Annotated in this window: 1 protein-coding gene and 3 pseudogenes; 2 read left to right on the forward strand and 2 right to left on the reverse strand. The window is 51.7% G+C overall.

Annotated features, from left to right (window positions below; translation table 11 throughout):
• A pseudogene (locus tag ACJHX7_RS25845) lies at positions 1 to 110 on the forward strand (IS1 family transposase); the annotation flags it as partial.
• A gap of 67 nt (positions 111 to 177) precedes the next feature.
• Here the strand turns inward: ACJHX7_RS25845 and ACJHX7_RS25850 are convergent.
• Positions 178 to 2,928: pseudogene (locus ACJHX7_RS25850) on the reverse strand (Tn3-like element Tn3 family transposase); the annotation flags it as partial.
• A gap of 13 nt (positions 2,929 to 2,941) precedes the next feature.
• On the opposite strand from ACJHX7_RS25850, the pseudogene ACJHX7_RS25855 reads away from it, so the two are divergent.
• A pseudogene (locus ACJHX7_RS25855) lies at positions 2,942 to 3,286 on the forward strand (WbuC family cupin fold metalloprotein); the annotation flags it as partial.
• A gap of 46 nt (positions 3,287 to 3,332) precedes the next feature.
• Here ACJHX7_RS25855 and ACJHX7_RS25860 read toward each other — a convergent pair.
• Entirely contained in the window at positions 3,333 to 4,208 is an 876-nt protein-coding gene (locus ACJHX7_RS25860) for an extended-spectrum class A beta-lactamase CTX-M-55 (RefSeq protein WP_015387340.1), read from the reverse strand.
• Between the last annotated feature and the right edge of the window lie 261 nt (positions 4,209 to 4,469).

Consider the following 4,469-nt stretch of genomic DNA (forward strand, 5'->3'; position numbering starts at 1 on the left):
GAATTGAGCGGCATAACCTGAATCTGAGGCAGCACCTGGCACGGCTGGGACGGAAGTCGCTGTCGTTCTCAAAATCGGTGGAGCTGCATGACAAAGTCATCGGGCATTATCGGGGTCTGACGCTCAGTGGAACGAAAACTCACGTTAAGCAACGTTTTCTGCCTCTGACGCCTCTTTTAATGGTCTCAGATGTCCTTTGGTCACCAGTTCTGCCAGCGTGAAGGAATAATGGCCGAGCATATTGATATGTCCGTGGCAAAGCGGGGAGAGGCGTGCGATATCTTCATCATTCAGTGTTTCACCCTGCGCCCGGAGATGATCCAGGGCTGCCTGCATATAAATAGTGTTCCATAACACGACGGCGTTAGTGACCAGCCCCAGTGTGCCCAGTTGATCTTCCTGACCGTCGGTATATCGTTTTCTTATCTCACCTTTTTGACCGTGACAGATGGCTCTGGCAACGGCATGGCGACTTTCTCCCCGATTAAGCTGGGTCAGAATGCGCCGGCGGTAATCTTCATCATCAATATAATTAAGCAGATACAGCGTTTTGTTGATGCGCCCCACTTCAATGATTGCCTGAGTCAGTCCGGAAGGACGTTCACTTTTCAGCAATGAACGGACCAGCACTGAAACCTGTACTTTGCCCAGCTTCAGGGAGCCAGCGGTCCGGATCATTTCGTCCCACTGAAGGACTATTTTTCGGGGATCTGATTGCCCTCTGGCAATATCATTCAGCACGCCATAGTCGGCATCATGGTCCATTCGCCAGAAAACCGAAGCACCGGCATCAGCCAGGCGTGGAGAAAACTGGTATCCCAGCAGCCAGAAAAGGCCAAAGACAAGTTCGCTGGCACCTGCTGTATCGGTCATAATTTCGGTTGGATTCAGCCCGGTCTCCTGTTCCAGAAGACCTTCCAGCACAAAGATAGAGTCCCTCAGCGTCCCCGGTATAACGATGCCATGAAAGCCGGAATACTGATCGGACACAAAGTTGTACCAGGTGATCCCTCTGTTATTACCAAAGTATTTGCGGTTCGGTCCGGCATTGATTGTTCTGACTGGCGTAACAAAGCGCATTCCATCTGCAGATGCCACTTCTCCTCCACCCCATATCTGTGCCAGTGGCAGCGTTGCCTGAAAATCAACCAGTCTGGCATTAGCGCTGGTGATAGTTTCAGCCCGCAGATAGTTCGCTTTTGTCCAGTTCAGCCGGTGTCGGGTCAGTGCAGGAACATTTGATCTGATCAGTGGTTCCAGACCGATATTGCAGGCTTCAGCCATCAGCACGGCGCTGATGCTGACGGGCAGATCATCAACTCTGGCACTGGCTTCACTAGCATGGAAAAACTCATCAGCAAATCCGGTATGGGCGTTAATTTCGAGCAGCAACTCCGTTAAATCCACCGGAGGGAGTAGATCACTGATCATTTTGCTCAGTCGTTTCAGACTGTCCGGCTCATCAAGACTGGCGAGGGGAGAAATTGTCAACCGGGGCTTCGGGCCAGAAACATCGAGTTCGACAGCCTCATTTTCGCAAAGACGTGCAGCAACCTGTCTGTAACGACTATCAAGCTGATGACCCAGAGATTTTATTGCTTCCTGCGGGTCTGTCGGGTGCCCCAAAGAACGATAAACCTTAATCCGGTTTGCCTGCCAGTCAGCACCCTGTAGTAATCTTGCACGAGGATCTCCCCACCGGTTACTGCCGGTAACGTAGACATCCCTCCGCCTCAGACTATCCTGCAGTTTACTGAGAAAGCAGAGCGTGTATCCCCTGCGGGTGATATGTTTTTCCTTGTTAATCACCAGCCGTTTCCATGACCGACTGATAATTTCCGTTGGTGCGTCGTCAAAAAACTGCCGCCGTGAGCTGAACTCCCGGCTGAGGTAGTCACAGGCATTCAGAGTGGTAACCCCGGCAGGTGCGGATGAAAATTTAACGGTATTCAGCAGATGGGGCAGGAAACGACGAACGCGCCCGTACTGCTCCACCATTTCTTCATGAAAATTATCGTCTGAGGGCCGGGCAATTTCACGGACAAGCGTGATGATTTCAGCCAGCTTTTGCCTTGGGATGTAGCTGAACACCTCAGCACGAATCGATTCGTCCGGTGTTTCTTCTTTCAGCAGGTACGAACATGCGCTGGCGAGCGCCAATGCAGATTTATCCAGATCCTTCAGCGAGCGGAGCCGTTTTTTCTGCCCAATCTTTCTGGCGTCACGGATGATAACGGCCAGCATGGCGTCCAGAACGTCCAATGCATCATCCAGCGCCAGCGTTTCCCATGCAAGGACAAAGGCAACCAGAACCGCCATCCTTTTCTGCGGTGACATCCTGGCAATATTGAACACCGAAGTCATACCAGCATAACGTGCGAGATTTTTCAGGCGCACAGCCGGGAGTGTACTCAGGTTTTCAGCATGCAGGCCAAAATCGTTCAGAGTTTTCCAGCGTTCAATTGCTTCATTAAACGCCGGACCACTGATGGTCACAGGGCCCTTTTTCAGTGATTCCAGTAAAGACAGGCGGCTGCAATCAGTTGGCCCCAGCAGCATCTCCAGCTGTGAACGCTGTTCGGCTGACGGTATCAGTGCCAGTTTGTTCCACAGGCGCAACGTCGCCTTTTCCCTTACCTCTGAAATCAACCGGGTCAGCGTAGTGGCTCCGGGGAGAATAATACGATGTTGCATAAGCCACCCTGTCGCCAGATCGAAAAGCAGGCCAGGACGTTCGTTGCTTATCCAGCTCCGGGTATATAAAAGACGGGTAAGGCGAAATGTCCAGGGCCAGGCAAATTCACGATACTGATAGTGCTGACGTATCAGCGCTGCATGCTCACGGCGGGTATTTTCCCTCTGACCGTATTCTGCAAGAACGGTGATATCACGAATCCCGAGCTGTCTGGCGGTAAAATGCCGGACGCCGGAAGGAATATGACCTGGGACCTACGTGCGCCCGCACCGACACCCTCACACCTTCGAGCTACTGTTGCCATTAAGGGGTCGTTTCGTGGTGCTGAATTTTGACGATCGGGGTACCGTCACCCATCGGGCGATATTGGGGGAAACCTGTACGGTGCTGGAGATGGCCGCAGGAACCTGGCATGCCGTGCTGTCGCTGGATACCGGTGGCATAATTTTTGAAGTAAAACACGGTGGCTATCAACCCGTGGCTGCCGATGACTATGCGCACTGGGCTCCAGCGGAAGGAGAACCAGGAACCACGGAGCTTATGGCCTGGTATGCGCAAGCGCAGGTGGGCGACAGCACTTTTGCCGTCTAAGGCGATAAACAAAAACGGAATGAGTTTCCCCATTCCGTTTCCGCTATTACAAACCGTCGGTGACGATTTTAGCCGCCGACGCTAATACATCGCGACGGCTTTCTGCCTTAGGTTGAGGCTGGGTGAAGTAAGTGACCAGAATCAGCGGCGCACGATCTTTTGGCCAGATCACCGCGATATCGTTGGTGGTGCCATAGCCACCGCTGCCGGTTTTATCCCCCACAACCCAGGAAGCAGGCAGTCCAGCCTGAATGCTCGCTGCACCGGTGGTATTGCCTTTCATCCATGTCACCAGCTGCGCCCGTTGGCTGTCGCCCAATGCTTTACCCAGCGTCAGATTCCGCAGAGTTTGCGCCATTGCCCGAGGTGAAGTGGTATCACGCGGATCGCCCGGAATGGCGGTGTTTAACGTCGGCTCGGTACGGTCGAGACGGAACGTTTCGTCTCCCAGCTGTCGGGCGAACGCGGTGACGCTAGCCGGGCCGCCAACGTGAGCAATCAGCTTATTCATCGCCACGTTATCGCTGTACTGTAGCGCGGCCGCGCTAAGCTCAGCCAGTGACATCGTCCCATTGACGTGCTTTTCCGCAATCGGATTATAGTTAACAAGGTCAGATTTTTTGATCTCAACTCGCTGATTTAACAGATTCGGTTCGCTTTCACTTTTCTTCAGCACCGCGGCCACGGCCATCACTTTACTGGTGCTGCACATCGCAAAGCGCTCATCAGCACGATAAAGTATTTGCGAATTATCTGCTGTGTTAATCAATGCCACACCCAGTCTGCCTCCCGACTGCCGCTCTAATTCGGCAAGTTTTTGCTGTACGTCCGCCGTTTGCGCATACAGCGGCACACTTCCTAACAACAGCGTGACGGTTGCCGTCGCCATCAGCGTGAACTGGCGCAGTGATTTTTTAACCATGGGATTCCTTATTCTGGAAGATACGAAATAACAACAACATGAATAGTCCCTAAATTCCACGTGTGTTTTTTATTAGCTTCAAAAATCACTATTTCACGAAGAATTTAGACTGCTTCTCACACATTGTAACATTATTTACAACCACCTTTAAATCATTTTTGATAAATCATTGATTTCATCTTTGCTGCAATGATACTTAATAAACTCTGCAAGTTATCCACAGAGCAACACTCAATTTTATTGATGATATTCTTATTATAC

Source organism: Escherichia sp. WS1451 (assembly GCF_046487365.1).
Lineage (GTDB): Bacteria > Pseudomonadota > Gammaproteobacteria > Enterobacterales > Enterobacteriaceae > Escherichia > Escherichia coli.

Bases quoted from the DNA above. Each gene is read 5' to 3' on its own strand.
- ACJHX7_RS25860 (WP_015387340.1), bottom strand. From the start codon at position 4,208: ATGGTTAAAAAATCACTGCGCCAGTTCACGCTGATGGCGACGGCAACC.